Source organism: Staphylococcus xylosus (assembly GCF_002732165.1).
Taxonomy (GTDB): domain Bacteria; phylum Bacillota; class Bacilli; order Staphylococcales; family Staphylococcaceae; genus Staphylococcus; species Staphylococcus xylosus.
On sequence record NZ_MRZO01000001.1, the window covers coordinates 167148 to 186491 of the forward strand.

Below are 19344 nucleotides of genomic sequence, written 5' to 3' on the forward strand. Positions count from 1 at the left end.
TCGGCGTCGTTTTTTATGCTTTTTAAGAGGGAGGAATTGTGTGACTTTGGAATTTTTAAGCGTATATTTAAAAGGGGGAAACATGTTAAGCTAGAAATAGGATTAAGAGACTCATTCAAGATAATTGAAAGCAATCTCATGCTTACAATAAAAATGATGATTACAAAATAAGATATAATAAAGTTTCGATATAGGTAAGTTAGTAATTTATGCTAAAATGTTAAATAAATATGTGTTGGAGGTTAAAATAGTGAATAAATTAATTCTAATTGATGGTAATAGCCTTAGCTTCAGAGCCTTTTATGCTTTACCACTATTACAAAATAAAGCAGGTATACACACTAATGCTGTGTATGGATTTGCAATGTTACTAGAAAAAATAATCAAAGAAGAACAGCCTACACATTTTCTTGTTGCGTTTGATGCAGGAAAGACTACATTTAGACATGATAAATATAGTGAGTATAAAGGGGGGCGTCAAAAAACGCCACCCGAGCTGACTGAGCAATTTCCTTATGTAAGACAGTTATTGGATACTTATCAAATTAAGAGATATGAATTAGAAAACTATGAAGCAGATGATATTATAGGGACATTAAGTAAAGAAGCTGACAACGCACACTTTGAGACTATTATCGTTACAGGCGATAGAGACTTAACACAATTGGCAACGGATGATGTTACAATTTATTATACTAAAAAAGGTGTGACAGACGTTGATCATTACACACCTGACTTTATTGCGGAAAAGTATGACGGCTTAGTTCCAAATCAAATCATAGATATGAAAGGTTTGATGGGGGATGCATCAGATAACATACCAGGTGTAGCTGGAGTTGGTGAAAAAACTGCAATTAAATTATTAAAACAATTTTCAACTGTGGAAAATGTTTATGAACATTTGGATGAAGTTTCTGGTAAGAAATTGAAAGAAAAACTAGAAAATAGTAAAGATGATGCATTGATGAGTAAAGAACTTGCAACTATTAATTGTGCGAGTCCTATTGAAGTATCACTTGAAGATACAATGTTGCCAGAAAATCCAGATACTTCAGCTAAAATTGATTTGTTTAAAAAATTAGAATTTAAGCAATTGCTTGAACAAATAGACGTAGATGGCACACATTCTACAGCTGAAGAGAAAGAATTAAATGTAGAATCTGATTTTAAAAACATTGACTTTAAATCTTTAACTTCTGCAACTATACATTTTGAATTAGATGGCTCCAATTATTTGAAAGATGATATTTTGAAATTTGCATTGTTTGCAGATGAACACCATGTTGTTGTTGATGCAGCAAATATTCATGACTATCCTGAACTTATAGCTTGGTTAGAAGATGACACAACAGAAAAAAATGTTTATGATGCTAAAAAGACATATATTGTTGCGCACAGATTGAAAATATCGATTTCAAACATTATTTTTGACGTGATGCTTGCAAGTTATATTATCGACCCATCTCGAGCTATTGACGATGTGAACTCTGTAGTTAGCAATTACGGTCAACACTATGTTCAACAAAGTGTTGAAGTATATGGCAAGGGGAAAAAGAGACATTTACCTGAAGATGATGTTTTGAATCATTATGTTGCGACAGTGATAGAAGCAATTAATCAAGTTAAACCAATCATGCAAGAACAATTAATCGAATATAACCAGACGAACCTGTTAGATAATTTAGAACTACCACTAGCGCGGATATTAAGTGAAATGGAAGAAACAGGGATTTATACGGTTGCTAATGATTTAGAAGAAATGGAAAAAGAAATTCAAACTAAATTAGATGTATTGATTGACAATATTTATCAAGCTGCAGGAGAATCTTTCAATATTAATTCTCCAAAGCAATTAGGTGTCGTGTTGTTTGAAACATTAAAATTACCGGTAATCAAGAAAACAAAAACAGGATATTCTACTGCAGTAGATGTACTTGAACAATTACAAGGACAACATCCAATTATTGAATATATACTAGAGTATAGACAACTTGCAAAGTTACAATCTACTTATGTTGAAGGTTTACAAAAGGTAATAAGTGCTGATAACCGCATCCATACAAGGTTTAATCAAACATTAGCGCAAACGGGTAGATTATCGTCTATCGATCCAAATTTACAAAACATCCCTGTTCGTTTAGAAGAAGGAAGAAAAATAAGAAAGGCATTTAAATCTAGTGATGAGAACAGTGTTATATTTTCTGCAGATTACTCTCAAATAGAACTCCGAGTGTTAGCTCATATCACACAAGATGAAAGTATGAAACAAGCATTTATAAATGACGATGATATTCATACGGCGACAGCGATGAAAGTATTTGGTGTAGAACCTGATGAAGTAGACGGTATGATGCGTAGACAAGCTAAAGCAGTTAATTTTGGTATTGTTTATGGTATTAGTGATTATGGTTTGAGCCAAAGTTTAGGAATCACACGGAAACAAGCTAAACAATTTATTGATGACTATTTAGATAGTTTTCCTGGCGTAAAACAATATATGGAGGATATCGTCAAAGACTGTAAAGCACAAGGCTATGTAGAAACCTTGTTACATCGTCGTAGATATATTCCAGATATAACAAGTAGAAATTTCAATTTGCGTGGATTTGCTGAGAGAACTGCAATGAATACGCCCATTCAAGGTAGTGCTGCTGATATAATTAAATTAGCTATGGTTAACTTTGACAAAGAAATTAAGAATACAGATTTTCACGCAAAATTATTATTGCAAGTACACGATGAATTGATTTTTGAATTACCGAAAGATGAAGTGGAAGCATTCAGTGAATTTATAGAAGATATCATGGATAACGCCCTTGAACTAGATGTTCCATTAAAAGTAGAATCTAATTATGGCGCTACATGGTATGACGCAAAATAGAAAGAAGGTACTTAAATGCCTGAACTCCCAGAAGTAGAACATGTAAAAAGAGGTATACAACCGTTTGCTACCGGCCAAAAAATTGAATCTGTTATCTTTTCCGAGAAAGTTAAAGAAGGTAAGGCAAGCCAACGTGAAACCATAATTAAAGGTATGGCATTAGATACATTCCAAAAATTCACGGAACAATATGTGATTAAAGAGATTGAACGCCGTAGTAAATATATTGTGTTTTACCTTGAAAAAGGTAAAGAGGAGAGAATACTTATCAGTCATTTAGGTATGGCTGGTGGATTCTTTGTAGTTGATAAAATAGAAGATATTAGTGTGCCGAATTATAGAAAGCATTGGCATGTTATATTTAAATTAGATAATGATAAATTGCTAGTTTATTCAGATATTAGACGATTTGGAGAAATTAGGAATGTACCTGATTTTCAGGCGTATCCTTCATTTTTAGAAATTGCGCCAGAACCTTTTGAGAAAGATGCAAAGAGTCATTATTTAGCTTGGTTTGATAAAAAGATGTATCAAAATAAGCCTATTAAACAAATGATTTTAGATCATAGAGTGATTTCAGGATGCGGTAACATTTATGCGTGTGAAGCACTATTTAGAGCAGGTATACATCCAGCTCGATTATCTAAATCTTTAAATAGTCAAGAGCGCGACATATTGTTTTATTATGTTCGAGATGTGTTAGAATCGGGTATAAAATATGGTGGAACGAGCATCTCCGACTACCGTCATGCAGATGGTAGTACCGGAACGATGCAACTACATCTTAATGTTTATAAACAAAAGGTTTGTAAGGTTTGTGGAAGTGACATAGAAACTCAAGTAATTGCAACTAGAAACAGTCATTACTGCCCTACTTGCCAAAAATAAAGGAAGAGTGAGAATATGCCAAAAGTTATAGGACTAACTGGTGGTATCGCATCAGGTAAATCAACCGTATCAGAGCTTTTAACAGCGCACGGATTTAAAGTTGTAGATGCAGATATTGCATCTCGACAAGCTGTAGAAAAAGGGACTGAAGGACTAGCACGCGTCAAAGAGGTGTTTGGCGATGAAGCAATAGATGAAGACGGGAATATGAATAGATCGTATGTTGGTGAAGTTATTTTTAATCAACCAGAAAAAAGATTGATTTTAAATGAAATCGTTCATCCAATTGTTCGTGATATAATGGAAAAAGAAAAGGAAGAATATCTCGAGCAAGGTTATAATGTGATTATGGATATTCCGTTGCTATTTGAAAATGATTTACAAGAAACAGTAGACGAAGTGTGGTTAGTGTACACCTCTGAAAGTATCCAAATAGATCGATTGATGGAACGTAATGACTTATCGATGGAAGAAGCGAAAGCACGTGTATATAGTCAAATATCAATTGATAAAAAACGTAGAATGGCAGATCATGTCATAGATAACAGAGATACCAAATTAGAACTTAAACAAAACTTAGAAAATTTGTTGTTTGAAGAAGGTTACATTGAGAGCGACACTGAAGAAGCGCAATAATAGAATTGTAAAAAGCCATCTAGTTTTCTTTATGAAAATTGGATGGCTTTTTTATAAAAAAACATAAATTATATAACAATATATAATGCGAAGAATTTCTTGTTACATCTGGGATTTTAAAGAAGGAAATTAAAATTAAATTGTATGTATTTGTATTACTAAAGGTATAGATTAGTTAAATTAGAAAAGTTTTACATTTGTTTAAGAAAACGCTTTCTTAAAAACGAATTTATGTTATACTATTTCCATAAAGTATAACACTAAGACGAGGGGTGCTTCGAATGACGACAAATATTGCAATTAATGGAATGGGTAGAATAGGCAGAATGGTATTGAGAATTGCGCTCAATAATAAAGATTTGAATGTAGTAGCGATAAATGCGAGCTACCCACCTGAAACAATTGCTCACCTAATTAACTATGACACAACACATGGTGCTTTTGACTTAAAAGTAGAGCCGACGGAAGCAGGTATTAAAGTAAATGACCATGTAATTCAATTGGTATCTGATAGAAACCCGGAAAATTTACCCTGGGAAGCGTTGGACGTTGATATAGCAATAGAGGCAACAGGTAAATTTAATCACGGAGATAAAGCAATCGCGCATATTCATGCAGGTGCTAAAAAAGTATTGTTAACAGGACCGTCTAAAGGTGGCGATGTGCAAATGATCGTCAAGGGTGTGAATAATGATCAATTAGACATAGAGCAATACGATATCTTTAGTAACGCTTCATGCACAACTAATTGCATTGGACCAGTCGCTAAAGTCTTAAATGAAGAATTTGGTATTCAAAATGGATTAATGACTACTGTTCATGCTATTACTAATGATCAGAATAACATCGACAACCCTCATAAAGATTTAAGACGTGCACGCTCTTGTAATGAAAGCATTATCCCAACTTCTACAGGTGCTGCAAAAGCGTTAAAAGAAGTCTTGCCTGAATTAGAAGGTAAATTACATGGTATGGCTCTAAGAGTACCAACGAAAAATGTATCTTTAGTAGACTTAGTTGTAGATTTAGATACAGATGTAACGGCGGAACAAGTTAATCAAGCGTTTAAAGACAATGATTTAGAAGGTGTTATATCTACTGAAGATGCACCATTAGTATCAATGGATTTCAATACTAATCCACATTCAGCTATCATCGATACACAAAGTACAATGGTTATGGGTGATAATAAAGTGAAAGTAATTGCTTGGTACGATAATGAATGGGGTTATTCGAATAGAGTAGTGGATGTTGCTGTTCAAATTGGTCAATTACTTAAAAGTGATGTTGCAGCAGTAACGTACTAAAAATAAATTTATACAAACAATAAAAATATGATTATACAAATTTAAGAACTCCTTCTAAGCCAGGGTGTATTCAATTACACTGTCTTAGAAGGAGTTTTATTAATCTTAATAATATAATGATGAAGTGATAGGTATATAAAACATTTGGCGTAATGAGAGCGGGCATTTTATAATAGTAATCGTCATCAGATAAAAAGTATAGGGAGTTTTTTGAAATAATTTAGTATTAATTCCTGTATGCTAAAATGTGTAATAGCGATTCTTTTGTGACATGTATATTTATAGTATAATAAAAGATAATCATAAATGAGAGGGTGAAAATTCGATGAAATGCCCGAAATGTAATTCGACTCATTCTCGTGTTGTAGACTCTAGACATGCAGATGAAGTTAATGCGATTCGTCGTAGAAGAGAATGTGAAAATTGTGAAACAAGATTCACGACCTTTGAACATATAGAGAAAAGACCACTTATCGTGGTGAAAAAAGATGGAACACGAGAGCAATTTTCGCGTGAGAAGATATTAAATGGTTTAGTGCGTTCTTGTGAAAAGAGACCGGTTCGCTACCAACAATTAGAAGATATTACTAATAATGTAGAATGGAAGTTACGTGATGAGGGACACGCAGAAATTTCTTCTAGGGAAATAGGAGAGCACGTGATGAATTTACTCATGCATGTAGATCAAGTGTCTTATGTGCGATTTGCATCTGTTTATAAAGAATTTAAAGATGTAGACCAATTATTGCAATCAATGCAAGGTATATTAATTGATAATAAACGGAGTGAATCGTAAATGGGGTTACAATCATATGATTATGGATTACGACCACATGATAATTTTACTGTCGTGCGTGAATTCTATTTGAATAATAACCATTTAGAAATCTTAAACATGTTGTTCACACCGATGATAGGCCCTAATGCGACAGGGTTATATCATTATTTAAATCAATTTGTAGACCACGAAGTAGATGCAGTGTTGACGCACTATATTGTTATGAGTGAGTTGAAAATCAATCTGCTAGAATTCAGAAAAGAAATGGATTTATTAGAAGGTATTGGATTGGTAAAATCCTATGTAAATCATAATGAGCAGCATTCTTCATTTGTTTATGTGCTTAAACAACCACCTACTGCGAAACAGTTTTTTAGTGATCCTATGTTATCAGTTTATCTATATAGCGAGGTGAGTAAACAACGTTACCAACAATTAAAACGTCACTTTGAAACCAAAACTTCTGTAGATTTAAGTAATTATCAGGATGTAACGCGCACATTTACTGATGTTTTCAAAATACCTAATAAAGCATTAGCGCAAGATACAGCATATATTCAAGATGAAAAGTCGTATGAAGGTTTAGACCTTACTCGTGTTCACTTTGACTTTGAAACATTATATGATTTGTTACAAAATCATTTTATTAGTTCAAAAATAATAACCAGTGATGCTAAGGCTTTAATAACACAAATCGCAACATTATATGGTTTGACGCCTGAATCGATGAAACGTATTATTTTAAAGTCGATAACTAGTGCACAAGAATTATCTTTTGAAGAATTAAGAAAACACGCACGTACGTATTATTTAATGGAACACGAACAACAATTACCAAATTTACAAGTTAAATCAGAAAAGGATAATGTTAATTCACAGGTGAATACTTCTGAGGAAACGGCAAGCCAATCTGATAATTGGTTAGTGCAATTGGAACAAACAAGCCCAATTGATATGTTAGCATCGTGGTCAGAGTCAGAACCTACTACTCAGCAAAAATTCATGATTGAAGAATTGATTGAACGTGAAAACCTATCTTTTGGTGTTATAAATATTTTGTTACAATTTGTCATGTTGAAAGAAGATATGAAATTACCTAAAACTTATATATTTGAAATAGCGTCAAATTGGAAGAAAAAAGGTATTAAAACTGCTGAACAGGCGTATGAATATGCGATGAAAGTTAACCAACCTAAAAAAGAAACTTATCCGAACAAAACTCGATATAAACAAAAACAATTAGCTTCTAGAGAGATGACACCGAAATGGTTAGAAGAGCGAGATAAGAAATCGGAAAAAGATAACCAACAGCATAACCATGAAGAAGATGAGAAATTAAAAAATGACAGAGAGCAATTTTTAAATCAATTAAAAACTAGATGGAAGGAGGGCGAATAAATGAAATCTTTTAATAATATCATGGGAGAGTCAGATGATTTATCAAAACGCATAGAAAAAATAAAAAAAGATGTAATTAGTGATTCTGATGTTCAACGATTTTTAAATGAACATCAATCAGAATTGACAAATGCCATGATAGACGAAGACTTAAATATTTTACAAGAATACAAAGACCAAGTAAAACACTATGATGGACATACTTATAAAGAATGTCCCAACTTTGTAAAAGGCCATGTTCCAGAATTATATGTTGAAAGTAACCACATTAAAATTCGTTATTTACCATGTCCATGTAAGATAAAGTATGATGAAGAAAAGTTTAACTCGCATCTAATTACTTCACATCATATGCAACGTGATACTTTAGACGCTAAACTTGAAGATATATACATGGATAGAAGAGATAGATTAGATGTTGCAATGGCAGCGAATAAAATTTGCGATAAAATCACGAAGCACGATCCTCAAGTTAAAGGATTATATTTGCACGGACCATTTGGGACAGGAAAGTCATTTATTTTAGGTGCGATTGCGAATCAGTTGAAAACTGAAAAGATTCCTTCTACTATCGTCTATTTACCTGAATTTATCCGTTCACTTAAAGGCGGTTTTAAAGATGGAAGTTTTGAAACAAAATTATCCAGAGTACGAGAAGCGAATATTTTGATGTTAGATGACATCGGCGCTGAAGAAATTACACCATGGGCTAGAGATGAAGTAATTGGCCCATTATTACATTACAGAATGGTGCAGGAATTACCTACATTTTTCAGTTCTAACCTAAGCTTTGAAGAATTAGAGTTCCATCTTTCTGTAACTCGTGATGGTACAGAGAAGACTAAAGCGGCTCGAATCATGGAACGTATCAAAACTTTGGCGACACCTTATTATTTAGAAGGAAAAAATTATAGGAACGATTGAAATCTAAAATAAATGTTGTATAATATAATTAAATCTAAATCAAACGAAATTAAACGAAGATACGATTGATATTTCACTACTTCACAGAGAGCCATTGAATGTTGAGATATGGTAAGTATATTTATTGATTACTCCTTCGTCAGTGATGTTGTAATGAACATCCGGCTCAAGACCGTTATCTTACGTAGAGAGAAGCTATTTTGTAATTATGCAGAAAAGCTTTAATTTAGGGTGGTACCACGAAGACCTCGTCCCTTTTTAGGGATGGGGTCTTTTTATTTTCTCTGCGGTTATTGATAAATTGTATTTCGCTTTGATTTAAGTGCTTGAATAAATAGGAGGAATGTTAAATGGACCAAATTAATATAAAATTTCCAGATGGTAATGCAAAAGTGTTTGATAAAGGCATAACAACAGAAGATATAGCACAATCAATAAGTCCAGGATTAAGAAAAAAAGCCGTAGCTGGAAAGTTGAATGGCCAATTAATTGATTTAACTAGACCAATTGAAGAAGATGGCGATATAGAAATCGTTACACCTGGTACAGATGAAGCTTTGGAAGTGTTACGACATTCAACAGCTCATCTTATGGCGCAAGCGTTAAAACGTTTATATGGAAATGTGAACTTTGGTGTTGGCCCTGTAATTGAGGGCGGTTTTTATTATGACTTTGATATGGAAGAGAGTCTTTCTTCGGATGATTTTGAGAAAATTGAAAAGACAATGAAACAGATTGTTAATGAGAATTATCCAATAGAACGTAAGGTTGTTTCTCGTAATGAAGCTAAAGCGTTTTTCTCAGAAGATCCTTATAAATTAGAACTTATAAATGCAATCCCTGAAAATGAAAATGTCACATTATACACTCAAGGTGAGTTTACAGATTTATGCCGTGGCGTGCATGTACCTTCAACTTCGAAAATCAAAGAATTTAAATTGTTATCAACAGCTGGAGCTTATTGGCGTGGTGATAGTAACAATAAAATGCTACAACGTATTTATGGTACAGCCTTTTTCGATAAAAAGGATTTGAAAGCACACTTACAAATGCTAGAAGAAAGAAAAGAACGTGATCATCGTAAAATTGGTAAGGAATTAGAGCTGTTCTCAAACAATCCATTAGTAGGCGCTGGTCTACCACTTTGGTTACCAAATGGTGCAACAATTCGTCGAGAGGTTGAACGTTACATTGTAGACAAAGAAGTGAGCATGGGTTATGACCATGTTTACACACCAGTTATGGCTAATGTTGATTTATATAAAACATCTGGTCACTGGGATCATTATCAAGAGGATATGTTCCCGACAATGAAACTGGATGAGCATGAAGAAATGGTGCTTAGACCAATGAATTGTCCACATCACATGATGATTTATGCTAATAAACCACATTCATATCGTGAACTACCAATCAGAATTGCTGAATTAGGCACAATGCATCGTTATGAGGCAAGCGGAGCTGTGTCAGGATTGCAACGTGTACGTGGTATGACTTTAAATGATGCGCATATCTTTGTTCGTCCAGATCAAATTAAGGAAGAATTCAAGCGTGTTGTTAATCTTATTATTGATGTATATAAAGACTTTAACTTTGAAAACTATAGCTTCAGACTAAGTTATAGAGATCCAGAAGACAAAGAGAAATACTTCGATGACGATGAAATGTGGAATAGAGCAGAGAGCATGTTGAAGGAAGCTGTTGATGAGTTAGGCTTAGATTATGAAGAAGCTATTGGTGAAGCGGCATTCTATGGTCCAAAATTAGATGTACAAGTACAAACTGCAATGGGTAAAGAAGAAACTTTATCTACAGCACAACTTGATTTCTTATTACCGCAAAAATTTGATTTAACATATATTGGTAATGATGGAGAACAACATAGACCAGTTGTCATTCATCGTGGTGTTGTTTCAACAATGGAACGTTTTGTTGCGTTCTTAACTGAAGAAACAAAAGGAGCTTTTCCAACTTGGTTAGCACCTAAACAAGTAGAAATCATTCCTGTGAATGTTGATTTGCACTATGATTATGCGAGACTGATTCAAGATGAGCTTAAGTCACAAGGTGTTCGAGTTGAAATTGATGACAGAAACGAAAAAATGGGCTATAAAATTAGAGAAGCACAAATGCAAAAAATCCCATACCAACTTGTCGTAGGTGATAAAGAGGTAGAAAATAGTGAAGTGAATGTGAGAAAATATGGTTCACAAGATCAAGAAACTCTAGAGAAAGACGAGTTTATTTGGAACTTAGTCGATGAGATTAGATTGAAAAAACAAAGATAGTCTTGAAAGTAATGTAGAAATCATGTATATTACAGGTTAGTGAGTTAAATATAAAATTAAATTTGAGTTAGAGGTTGCATTTTTAAAGAGTAAGTATTCAGAAGCCGTATGGGGCGTATGTTGAATGCATGAAAGGTAAAAATGCCGAAACTGGTATTGACCATTGACACAATATCAGTTGGGACAGTTTTCGAAAGAGACTGGACTGTCACATATGTGATGTGCTACCTATATAAATGCTATTATTAAAATGGTTGCATATCTAATAGGTATGCAACCATTTTGTTTTGGTTAAATGATTAAAATTAATACTTTTACGGGATAGAGTAAAAATTATAATAAATGTAGTTGTACAAATATTTAACGCTGCATTTAGGTTTTTTATACTATAAATTGTATTCTTTAATCATATAGTAAGTTAGCCTCTAAGTTTAAAGAAAGGACGCTTCTATGGCAAAACAAGAAAATCAAAGCAATGGGGTTCAAAGAGGATTAAAAGATCGCCATATTTCCATGATTGCGATTGGTGGATGTATTGGAACAGGACTATTTATGACTTCGGGGGGAGCGATTCACGACGCCGGAGCCTTAGGTGCATTATTAGCTTATGCAATTATCGGGGCAATGGTCTTCTTCCTTATGACGTCATTAGGAGAGATGGCGACATATTTACCAGTATCGGGATCATTTAGTACTTATGCTACACGTTTTGTTGATCCATCACTAGGATTTGCATTAGGTTGGAATTATTGGTTCAACTGGGTTATTACAGTTGCAGCGGATGTTACGATTGCAGCGCAAGTTATACAATATTGGACACCTTTAGCAGGCATGCCAGCTTGGGCTTGGAGTTGTCTATTCTTATTAATTATTTTTGGTCTTAATGCCTTATCTGTTCGCGTATACGGTGAAAGTGAATACTGGTTCGCATTAATTAAAGTAGTTACAGTGATTATATTTATCGGAATTGGACTACTAACAATCTTAGGTATTATGGGTGGAGAGTTTGTTGGTTTTGATACCTTTACTAAAGGTGGCGGACCAATACTTGGTGACGGACTAGGCGGTAGTTTATTAACTATCTTAGGCGTATTCTTAGTCGCTGGATTCTCATTCCAAGGAACTGAATTAATAGGTATCACTGCAGGTGAATCAGAAAACCCAGAACGCGCGGTACCAAAAGCAATTAAACAAGTGTTTTGGAGAATATTAATTTTCTATATTATGGCAATTTTTGTAATTGGTATGTTAATTCCTTATGATAGTGCAGCATTAATGGGTGGAGGCGAAGATATTTCAACCTCTCCATTTACACTTGTATTCCAAAATGCAGGGTTAGCATTTGCGGCATCATTTATGAATGCTGTAATCTTGACGTCGGTTCTATCTGCGGGTAACTCAGGTATGTACGCATCAACACGTATGTTGTATTCAATGAGTAAAGATAAATTAGCTTATCCTGTATTTGCTAAAACAAACAAATATGGTGTGCCTTATGTATCATTGTTAGTCACAGCGCTTATTGTAATAGGTATATTTGTATTACAACATTTAAGTGGTGACGCTTATGAATATATTGTTGCAGCTAGTGGTATGACTGGATTTATTGCATGGGTTGGTATTGCAATCAGCCATTATAGATTTAGAAAAGCATTTGACAAACAAAATTACGATAAATCAAAATTAAAATACAAAGCTAAGTTATTCCCGTTCGGGCCGATATTTGCAGGTGTACTCTGTGTACTTGTTATTGTTGGGCAAGACGTAGACTTTATAAAAACGGGTGATTTTAATTTAAATAGATTCGTTATAACTTATATGGGTATACCTGTATTCTTAGCATTTTTCATTTATCATAAGTTAAGATACAGAACGAAAATCGTTCCGTTAGAACAAGTGGATTTGCGTCAAAATGTTGATATGGATGAAATAAATAAATAGTAAAAAGCAGTTGACTAATGTCATTATTGTTGTTATGATAGGTAACGTTGAATACGAAACGAACCAAGTAGAAGCTCCCGCTTCTCACCTGTTGCGACGCAAAAGCTGTTGGCAGGTCTTATATACACACGATTAAGTCATGTGTAGAGAAGAGCGGGTATATTGTATACTCGCTCTTTTTGCTTGGGATAATTTCGTAAAAATCTTGGAGGTGTCAACCATAGCAAAAGATCAGACTCAAGTTAACGAAAAGATTCGTGCAAAAGAATTACGCTTAATCGGTCAAGACGGAGAACAAATTGGTGTGAAAACTAAGACAGAAGCTCTTGAAATGGCAGATAGAGTTGGTTTAGATGTAGTCATCATGGCTCCGAATGCTAAACCACCTGTTGCTAGAATTATGGATTATGGTAAATATAAATTCGAACAACAGAAAAAAGAAAAAGAAATGAAGAAAAAACAAAAAACAATTAACCTTAAAGAAATACGTTTAAGTCCAACTATTGAGGAACATGATTTCCAAACTAAGTTGAAAAACGGACGTAAATTCTTAGAAAAAGGCGATAAGTGTAAAGTTTCAATTCGTTTCAGAGGTCGTGCGATTACGCATAAAGAAATTGGTCAACGTGTTTTAGAGAAATTTGCAGAAGAATGTAAAGATATCGCTACAGTTGAACAAAGACCTAAAATGGATGGACGTCAAATGTTTATAACATTAAATCCAATCAATGAAAAATAATAATAAGATATTACAGGAGGAAATGAATCATGCCTAAAATGAAAACACACCGTGGAGCAGCTAAACGTGTTAAAAGAACTGGTTCAGGTAAATTAAAACGTTCTAGAGCTTTCACATCTCATATGTTTGCAAACAAAACAACTAAACAAAAGCGTAAATTACGTAAAGCTTCATTAGTATCAAAATCAGATATGAAACGCGTAAAACAATTATTAGCTTACAAAAAATAATGACTAAAATGTCATAACGTATCAATTCGAAAGATTGAACATATTTAGAGGAGGAATTTATTATGCCACGAGTTAAAGGTGGAACAGTAACAAGAGCGCGTCGTAAAAAGACGATTAAATTAGCTAAAGGTTACTTCGGTTCAAAACGTACATTATATAAAGTTGCAAAACAACAAGTTATGAAATCAGGTCAATATGCATTCCGTGACCGTCGTCAAAGAAAACGTGATTTCCGTAAATTATGGATTACACGTATCAATGCAGCAGCTCGTCAACACGACATGAGTTATTCAAGACTTATGAACGGTTTGAAAAAAGCTGAAATCGACATTAACCGTAAAATGCTTTCAGAAATTGCTATTTCAGACGAAAAAGCTTTCGCTGAGTTAGTAACTAAGGCTAAAGATGCTTTAAAATAGTATCGAATTATAAAGGGAGTGCGACAGAAATACTATTATAAAAAATAGATTTCTGTCGCACTCCTTATTTTTAGTTATTAAACAGTTTTAAATAAAAATTTGATATAAGCGCAAATGAATTCATTTGGTTGTATTTTAAGATACGAATTATCATTTTGATAAATAACCATCATTTGATAAAATAGCTTAGAAGTCATAAATGGAGGAGAAACTAATGTCTAAATTCGATGAAATGATTACAGTAGTTCCGAGAAAAATTTTATTTAATGATGAAGAGAATAAATTCAATGGTTTCTTAGATGAAAATACTGTTAAAGGGCAAGAAATTTTTGACACACTTTCTGAATTTGAAGTTAAACGACGCGGAGATATGGAAGAAGATCCGACATTCAAACAATTAATTTCTTATTGTATATTGGAAAATGAAAACGATGAGTTATTAGTGTACGAACGTTTATCTGGCGGAGGAGAAGCTCGTTTGCATGGCCAATCATCTATTGGCGTAGGCGGTCATATGAATGATGTTAAAGGTGCCGAGTCAATTAATGAAGTATTAAGAGTTAATGCCCAAAGAGAATTAGAAGAAGAAGTAGGCTTATCAGAAAGTAAGTCTCAGAATCTAGCTTACATAGGTTTTATCAATGATGATACGAATGAAGTCGGTGAGGTCCATTTAGGCGTTGTGTTCAAGATTCATGTGAACAGTAATGATGTACAAGCAATGGAAACTGACACGCTTCGTATAAAATGGGTAGATCAAAGTAAAATTGAAGATTATGATGAATTTGAAACATGGAGTGCTTTAATATTACAAGCTATAAAATAGGGGTGTCTAAAGATGTCTGATATCATTCCTTTTCCGCGTTCGAAAGATAAATTAGTGAGAGAAATAAAGCAATCATTTAATGATAAAGATTTTGAACAAACTTATGACTTATTTGAAGACTTTGAAGAACAATTTGAACTAGATGAGCAAATGTCTTTATTAAAATGTTCGATGCTATATAAGATGGGGCATTTTCTTGAACTACGTGAAGAAGCTATTATTTTATTAAAACAAGGCACGACTAAGTACGATGACTTGATGATGTATTATATTAAAAGTTTGAATGGTTTAGGGCAGTATTTTGAGGTGGTGGAAGTCATCAATCAAATTATTGATGAAGTTCACGATCATAGAACACGTATGGAGTTATTTCCGATTAAAGAATATGCTTTAAGCCAAATCGATAAACACAACGAGCATGCTACACATATGTTGCAAAATTTCGATGCGATTTCTCTGAGAGAGCAAATCAATACTATATTAACTTTGATTGACCATAACCAATTTAGATATCAGGAAACGATTGTTAATATTATCAATGAAATGGATTTACAACCCAATGTGGTAAGTATAATGCTTGAATATTTACGTTTTGGTGGTTACAATCAGACCATTCAAATTCAAAAATTTGGATTTAATATTGAAGTTGTCCCAGCCCAATTATCTGGCTTAGAACATACTATGTTTAAGACGAAAATAATACCACAAGTTATTAATCAAATTGAAGATAGTGCGCCACAAATGATTGAAGAGGCGCTTCGTTTAATGAATAATCATGCGATTTTATTTTATCCATTAGAATTAGAACGCATAGCACTAGAACCAGTATGGATGGAAGCTTACGTAAATTATTTTAAATCTATGCTAGGTTTAGAAAGTTTAGATATGTCAAATGATGTTGTGAAATTTATAACTAATATTGATAGTATAGAATAATTAATCATTTGATTTTCGGGTAATGGAAGAAAGTAGCTAAAATAGAAATTTTCAAGTTTGCATTTTAAATCACGTGTTATAAACAGAGTGTTTGTGTAGAGCGTAGACGTGTGCTATAATAGTGAAGTTGAAAAAATAAAATAGGATAATCATGGAGGTTTTTATACATGACAGCAACTTGGGAAAAAAAGGAAGGTAACGAAGGCGTTTTAACCGTTACAGTTCCAGCAGAAAAAGTAGACAAAGCAATTGATCAAGCTTTCAAAAAAGTGGTTAAACAAATAAACGTACCGGGCTTCCGTAAAGGGAAAGTGCCTCGTCCAATCTTTGAACAACGCTTTGGTGTAGAAGCATTATATCAAGATGCAGTTGATATCTTATTACCAGAAGCTTATGGTGAAGCTATAGATGAAACTGGCATAAAACCAGTTGATCAACCAGAAATCAATGTAACATCTATTGAAAAAGGTAGCGAAATGACATTTGAAGCAAATGTCGTTGTAGAACCAGAAGTACAATTAGGTGATTACAAAGGTTTAGAAATTGAAAAACAAAACGTTGAATTAACTGATGAAGAATTACAAGAATCAATCGATCATCAATTAGGTCATTTAGCTGAAATGGTAGTTAAAGAAGACGGCGCTATTGAAAATGGCGATACAGTTAATATTGATTTCGATGGCTATGTTGATGGCGAACAATTTGAAGGTGGACAAGCTGAAGGCTATGACCTTGAAATTGGATCAGGTTCATTTATTCCAGGGTTTGAAGAGCAATTAGTAGGCGTTAAAACTGGTGAAGAGAAAGACGTTAACGTTACTTTCCCGGAAGAATACCACGCTGAAGAATTAGCTGGAAAAGAAGCTACTTTCAAAACTAAAGTAAATGAAATTAAATTCAAAGATGTTCCAGAATTAACAGACGAAATTGCTAACGAATTAGATGCAGAAGCAAATACTGTTGATGAATTCAAAGAAAACTTACGCAAACGTCTAACTGAACAAAAAGAAACTGACGCTGAAAACAACCAAAAAGAAGAAGCGATTAGCAAAGCATCAAACAATGCTACAATTGATGTTCCAGAAGCAATGATTAACACTGAGTTAGACCGTATGGTTCAAGAATTTGGTCAACGTATGCAACAACAAGGTCTTAATCTTGAAACTTACTTCCAAATCTCTGGTCAAGATGAGTCACAATTAAGAGAACAAATGAAAGATGATGCAGAAGAACGTGTTAAAACAAACTTAACACTAACTGCTATCGCAGATGCAGAAGAAGTTGAAGTGTCTGACGATGACATCGATAAAGAATTAGAAAAAATGAGTGGACAATTTAATATCTCTGTTGAAGATATTAAACAAACACTTGGTAATACTGACATTGTTAAAAACGATGTACGTATCCAAAAAGTGATTGACTTATTAGTTGATGAAGCTAAATTAGTAGAACCATCTAAAGATGACTCAGAAGCGTAACTAAATATAGAGTGAGCAAATTATTTTGTGAATTATATGTTAGTCGTTTAATATAGTAAACTAGTAGCAGATGCATTCAAAGATGTATCTGCTACACTACTTTGTGCAAATAACTTGTGAAAGGTGCAAGTTGCATATTAAAATACTATCTAGTATAGTCTTTAGGGAATAGGGGTGTAAATAGAATGTTCAAATTCAATGAAGATGAAGAAAATTTAAAATGCTCTTTCTGTGGTAAAGATCAAGATCAAGTGAAAAAATTAGTTGCAGGAAGTGGCGTGTATATTTGTAATGAATGTATTGAGCTATGCTCAGAAATTGTCGAAGAAGAATTAGCTCAAGCAGAACCTGAAGGTTTAACTGAATTACCAACACCTAAAGAAATTATGGACAAATTAAATGATTATGTAATTGGACAAGAAAAAGCTAAGAAATCATTAGCTGTTGCAGTTTATAATCATTATAAACGTGTTCAACAATTAGGTCCAAATGAGGATGAAGTTGAACTCCAAAAAAGTAACGTAGCATTAATTGGTCCAACTGGTAGTGGTAAAACACTTTTAGCACAAACATTAGCTAAAACATTAAATGTCCCATTTGCGATTGCAGATGCTACTAGTTTAACTGAAGCTGGTTATGTCGGCGACGATGTTGAAAATATTTTACTTCGTTTAATACAAGCGGCAGATTTCGATGTAGATAAAGCTGAAAAAGGTATTATTTACGTTGATGAAATCGATAAAATTGCAAGAAAATCAGAAAACACATCAATTACCCGTGATGTTTCTGGTGAAGGTGTACAACAGGCCTTGCTTAAAATTTTAGAAGGTACAACTGCAAGTGTTCCACCACAAGGAGGACGTAAACACCCAAACCAAGAGTTAATACAAATTGATACTACAAATATCTTGTTTGTACTTGGTGGTGCGTTTGACGGAATAGACGAAGTGATCAAGCGTAGATTAGGTGAAAAAGTTATTGGTTTCTCAAGTAGTGAAGCTTCTAAATACGATGAAGATGCTATTCTTGAACAAATTAGACCAGAAGATTTACAATCATATGGCTTAATTCCTGAATTTATTGGTCGTGTGCCAATCGTAGCTAATCTTGAAACTTTAGACGTTGATGCGTTGAAAAATATCTTAACGCAACCTAAAAATGCGTTGGTAAAACAATATACTAAGATGCTTGAACTAGATGATGTTGAGTTAGTGTTTACAGACGAAGCATTATCTGCAATTAGTAACAAAGCAATAGAACGTAAAACAGGTGCACGTGGATTACGCTCAATTATTGAAGAAGCTTTAATCGACATTATGTATGATGTACCATCTTCAGATGGTGTCGTAAAAGTAGTTATTACTGAGCAAACAATAACTGAAGAAAAAGATCCAGAACTATACGATAAAGAAGACAACCTTGTAAACAAGGAACAAACTTCTGCGTAACTTATCTATAAATAAGAAAGCATTTATAGTGTATACTTTTCAAAAGTATTCGTTTTATAATGCAAACTTGGCAAAAGGGACAAACTTTGAATTGAGTTTAAACAAATACTTTTCAAACTCGTTTATTATTGCCAATATCATATTTGAGGCCGACACGTTTATGATGTCCGGCCTCATTTTTTATGAAAATAATACGATATTTAAAAAATACATATTCATATTAGACT

16 protein-coding genes, 1 riboswitch and 1 other annotated feature are annotated in these 19344 nt (G+C 33.6%); all 16 genes read left to right on the forward strand.

Features of this window, described 5'->3' with window-relative positions; genetic code table 11:
• Nucleotides 1-250 precede the first annotated feature (250 nt).
• Nucleotides 251-2881: a DNA polymerase I gene (gene polA / locus BTM19_RS00855; RefSeq protein ID WP_029377076.1), complete on the forward strand. Its 2631-nt coding sequence runs from the start codon at nucleotides 251-253 to the stop codon at nucleotides 2879-2881.
• Between the two features lie 15 nt (nucleotides 2882-2896).
• Nucleotides 2897-3769, forward strand: coding sequence for a bifunctional DNA-formamidopyrimidine glycosylase/DNA-(apurinic or apyrimidinic site) lyase (gene mutM / locus BTM19_RS00860; protein WP_029377077.1), 873 nt, complete (start codon nucleotides 2897-2899; stop codon nucleotides 3767-3769).
• Between the two features lie 15 nt (nucleotides 3770-3784).
• Nucleotides 3785-4405 (forward strand): dephospho-CoA kinase, encoded by a 621-nt coding sequence (gene coaE, locus BTM19_RS00865; protein WP_029377078.1) that lies wholly within the window; start codon nucleotides 3785-3787, stop codon nucleotides 4403-4405.
• Between the two features lie 281 nt (nucleotides 4406-4686).
• Nucleotides 4687-5712, forward strand: a complete 1026-nt coding sequence (gene gap, locus BTM19_RS00870; protein ID WP_029377079.1) for a type I glyceraldehyde-3-phosphate dehydrogenase — start codon at nucleotides 4687-4689, stop codon at nucleotides 5710-5712.
• A 325-nt stretch (nucleotides 5713-6037) separates the two neighbouring features.
• On the forward strand, nucleotides 6038-6508 hold the full coding sequence (gene nrdR / locus BTM19_RS00875) for a transcriptional regulator NrdR (RefSeq protein ID WP_029377080.1): 471 nt from the start codon (nucleotides 6038-6040) through the stop codon (nucleotides 6506-6508).
• Nucleotides 6509-7888 (forward strand): replication initiation and membrane attachment family protein, encoded by a 1380-nt coding sequence (locus BTM19_RS00880; protein WP_099265704.1) that lies wholly within the window; start codon nucleotides 6509-6511, stop codon nucleotides 7886-7888.
• Complete coding sequence (gene dnaI, locus BTM19_RS00885; RefSeq protein WP_029377082.1) at nucleotides 7889-8812, forward strand: primosomal protein DnaI; 924 nt, start codon at nucleotides 7889-7891, stop codon at nucleotides 8810-8812. It abuts the gene before it with no gap.
• Nucleotides 8813-9162: 350 nt separating this feature from the next.
• Nucleotides 9163-11100 (forward strand): threonine--tRNA ligase, encoded by a 1938-nt coding sequence (gene thrS, locus BTM19_RS00890; RefSeq protein WP_038678701.1) that lies wholly within the window; start codon nucleotides 9163-9165, stop codon nucleotides 11098-11100.
• 60 nt (nucleotides 11101-11160) lie between these two features.
• Nucleotides 11161-11335: riboswitch (Lysine riboswitch) on the forward strand.
• Nucleotides 11336-11550: 215 nt separating this feature from the next.
• Complete coding sequence (locus BTM19_RS00895; protein WP_029377084.1) at nucleotides 11551-13041, forward strand: amino acid permease; 1491 nt, start codon at nucleotides 11551-11553, stop codon at nucleotides 13039-13041.
• A 59-nt stretch (nucleotides 13042-13100) separates the two neighbouring features.
• Nucleotides 13101-13229 (forward strand) — a sequence feature (ribosomal protein L20 leader region).
• Nucleotides 13230-13252: 23 nt separating this feature from the next.
• The gene (gene infC / locus BTM19_RS00900) at nucleotides 13253-13780 is read left to right on the forward strand and encodes a translation initiation factor IF-3 (RefSeq protein WP_029377085.1); all 528 of its coding nucleotides are present in this window, start codon (nucleotides 13253-13255) and stop codon (nucleotides 13778-13780) included.
• Between the two features lie 29 nt (nucleotides 13781-13809).
• Entirely contained in the window at nucleotides 13810-14010 is a 201-nt protein-coding gene (gene rpmI, locus BTM19_RS00905) for a 50S ribosomal protein L35 (protein WP_002507378.1), read from the forward strand.
• Between the two features lie 62 nt (nucleotides 14011-14072).
• Nucleotides 14073-14429 (forward strand): 50S ribosomal protein L20, encoded by a 357-nt coding sequence (rplT, locus tag BTM19_RS00910; protein WP_017724704.1) that lies wholly within the window; start codon nucleotides 14073-14075, stop codon nucleotides 14427-14429.
• A gap of 214 nt (nucleotides 14430-14643) precedes the next feature.
• Nucleotides 14644-15255, forward strand: coding sequence for an NUDIX domain-containing protein (locus BTM19_RS00915; protein ID WP_099265705.1), 612 nt, complete (start codon nucleotides 14644-14646; stop codon nucleotides 15253-15255).
• Nucleotides 15256-15267: 12 nt separating this feature from the next.
• On the forward strand, nucleotides 15268-16191 hold the full coding sequence (locus tag BTM19_RS00920; RefSeq protein WP_029377087.1) for a hypothetical protein: 924 nt from the start codon (nucleotides 15268-15270) through the stop codon (nucleotides 16189-16191).
• Nucleotides 16192-16358: 167 nt separating this feature from the next.
• The gene (gene tig, locus BTM19_RS00925; protein ID WP_029377088.1) at nucleotides 16359-17669 is read left to right on the forward strand and encodes a trigger factor; all 1311 of its coding nucleotides are present in this window, start codon (nucleotides 16359-16361) and stop codon (nucleotides 17667-17669) included.
• Nucleotides 17670-17854: 185 nt separating this feature from the next.
• The gene (clpX, locus tag BTM19_RS00930; protein ID WP_038678698.1) at nucleotides 17855-19117 is read left to right on the forward strand and encodes an ATP-dependent Clp protease ATP-binding subunit ClpX; all 1263 of its coding nucleotides are present in this window, start codon (nucleotides 17855-17857) and stop codon (nucleotides 19115-19117) included.
• Nucleotides 19118-19344: the final 227 nt, after the last annotated feature.

Bases quoted from the DNA above. Each gene is read 5' to 3' on its own strand.
- rpmI (WP_002507378.1), top strand. From the start codon at position 13,810: ATGCCTAAAATGAAAACACACCGTGGAGCAGCTAAACGTGTTAAAAGA.
- rplT (WP_017724704.1), top strand. From the start codon at position 14,073: ATGCCACGAGTTAAAGGTGGAACAGTAACAAGAGCGCGTCGTAAAAAG.
- gap (WP_029377079.1), top strand. From the start codon at position 4,687: ATGACGACAAATATTGCAATTAATGGAATGGGTAGAATAGGCAGAATG.
- BTM19_RS00895 (WP_029377084.1), top strand. From the start codon at position 11,551: ATGGCAAAACAAGAAAATCAAAGCAATGGGGTTCAAAGAGGATTAAAA.
- tig (WP_029377088.1), top strand. From the start codon at position 16,359: ATGACAGCAACTTGGGAAAAAAAGGAAGGTAACGAAGGCGTTTTAACC.
- dnaI (WP_029377082.1), top strand. From the start codon at position 7,889: ATGAAATCTTTTAATAATATCATGGGAGAGTCAGATGATTTATCAAAA.
- mutM (WP_029377077.1), top strand. From the start codon at position 2,897: ATGCCTGAACTCCCAGAAGTAGAACATGTAAAAAGAGGTATACAACCG.
- BTM19_RS00880 (WP_099265704.1), top strand. From the start codon at position 6,509: ATGGGGTTACAATCATATGATTATGGATTACGACCACATGATAATTTT.
- thrS (WP_038678701.1), top strand. From the start codon at position 9,163: ATGGACCAAATTAATATAAAATTTCCAGATGGTAATGCAAAAGTGTTT.
- nrdR (WP_029377080.1), top strand. From the start codon at position 6,038: ATGAAATGCCCGAAATGTAATTCGACTCATTCTCGTGTTGTAGACTCT.
- clpX (WP_038678698.1), top strand. From the start codon at position 17,855: ATGTTCAAATTCAATGAAGATGAAGAAAATTTAAAATGCTCTTTCTGT.
- BTM19_RS00920 (WP_029377087.1), top strand. From the start codon at position 15,268: ATGTCTGATATCATTCCTTTTCCGCGTTCGAAAGATAAATTAGTGAGA.
- BTM19_RS00915 (WP_099265705.1), top strand. From the start codon at position 14,644: ATGTCTAAATTCGATGAAATGATTACAGTAGTTCCGAGAAAAATTTTA.
- coaE (WP_029377078.1), top strand. From the start codon at position 3,785: ATGCCAAAAGTTATAGGACTAACTGGTGGTATCGCATCAGGTAAATCA.